Below are 1,875 nucleotides of genomic sequence, written 5' to 3' on the forward strand. Positions count from 1 at the left end.
TTGGCGGACGCGGTCACTCTTGCGGCGCAGGCTGCAATGGAAAACCTCTTCCCCCGTATGGACGACGATATGGCAACTAAAGCCGACAGTGACATCAGTTTCGACCACATTGCGACCCTGGTATTCCCGGGCAGTGTCGAGGACGTCCGGATGTTCCTGGCCCGCGCAGGGTTTGAGGTCGGCCTGCCCATACCCAGTGTGGTGGTACGCGATCGCCTTGCCCGCCGGTACGGGGTGCCAGAAGAAGCCCTGGACGTCTCGATTGTGCATGGCCACCCGCGGAGCGCGGACCGGGGCGGAGTCGAGGTCTTCGTCCTGCCGCAGGCGATCGCGGATCGGGTTCACCTGGGAATCGTCGCTCGGGAGCGCGCGACAGAGGCCGAGGCTCACGTAGCGTGGACGGTCCGTAGCGAAAGCCTTGAACAGGTGTGGCGTAACTGCCGCGAGAAGCTCGGAATGACCCCCGACGGCGGCGGCTACAACCCGAACGACGACGCGGCCGCGGGTGGGCGGACGGTGTTGTACTTCAAGGCCCCCCGGAGAATATCCGATGCGGGGCGGATCCACCGCGTGGAGCTTACCTGTGCGGGGAACCACCCCGACGTTCTCTCCGCACACCGGATTGCCCAGGCTGAGGCGCCGGACGAACGCACCGCGCTGTTGTCGGTCCTGGCTGGCCACTGGGCCGCGCGAGCGGTGCACGTAGCGGCCGAAATTGGTCTTGCGGATGTGCTGCATGGAAGACAGCTCAAGGCGGACGCAGTGGCGGAACGAACTCGCTGCGAACCCGCCGCGATCAGCCGCCTGCTCCATTACCTGAACCACCTCGGGCTGGTTCGACAGCTCGATGACACCACCTATACCAACACTAAGATGGGCGATCTACTGCGGGCGGATAACCCGTTCAGCGAACTGGCTCTGCTCTACGGTAATGAATTCTATGACGCATGGAGTGAAGTCACTGCGGCCGTACGATCCGGGCGCACCGCGTTCAGTCACCACTACGGCGTCGAGCATTTCGAGTACTTCGCCGGTCACCCGACGGACGCCAAAAAGTTCAACCGTGCGATGCAAGCCGTCACGATCGCGGTGGCGGACGAACTGACCCGCTCGTACGCGTTTCCGGCCGGGGCGACTGTGATCGACGTGGGCGGTGGAAACGGCACACTGTTGGGGGCCGTCTTACGCGATCACCCTTCGGTCTCCGGGATCGTTTTCGACCGTGCTCACGCGTTGGAAGACGCGGTGGCTGAGCACAATGAAGCAGCCTACCGTGACCGCTATCGGTCCATCGCGGGCGACTTCTTCTCAAAGGTGCCCGAAGGCGGAGACATCTACCTCCTCTCGCGCGTGTTGCACGACTGGAGTGATGAGGACTGCGCACGCATCCTGGAAAATTGTCGTCGCGCCTGCGGTCATGGCACCAGACTGCTGGTGGTGGAGCGTCTCCTGCCGAATGACACCGCTCCGTCACAGCCTGGAAAACTGGCCGCATTGTGGGACCTACAGATGCTCGCAATTACCGGCGGCCAGGAACGCAGATTGTCACAATACGAAAAGCTCCTGTTCGAAGCAGGATTCCGCGTAGACGAGGTCAAGCGGCTGCCGATGGAACTGAACCTGCTGGTCTCGACGGCTATCCGACCCACCACTGCCCCTGGAGCGCCTTGCCGGCGCGGGCCGGGCTCCGGGCCACCGGGCCCGCCCCGCGCCTCCCATACGGACGGACGCGCACGCGGACCCAGGCAGGCGGACCCCCGGGACGGACGGACACGTCCCTCATGCCCGGGGACAGTCCTCGACGCACGCCCCCCGGCGGCTCCCGCACTCCCGGACGGACCGCGCGCGTCGGCGGCCGCGCCGGGCAAGGAATCG

Annotated in this window: 1 protein-coding gene; it reads left to right on the forward strand. The window is 65.0% G+C overall.

What is annotated here, in order from left to right:
* Positions 1-57 precede the first annotated feature (57 nt).
* The coding region (locus tag ACFC02_RS42425; protein WP_376368360.1) for a methyltransferase at positions 58-1,875 on the forward strand (1,818 nt) is incomplete at its 3' end.

Origin of the sequence: Streptomyces sp. NPDC056160 (assembly GCF_042268205.1) — a bacterium.
In the GTDB taxonomy this organism is placed as follows: domain Bacteria; phylum Actinomycetota; class Actinomycetes; order Streptomycetales; family Streptomycetaceae; genus Streptomyces.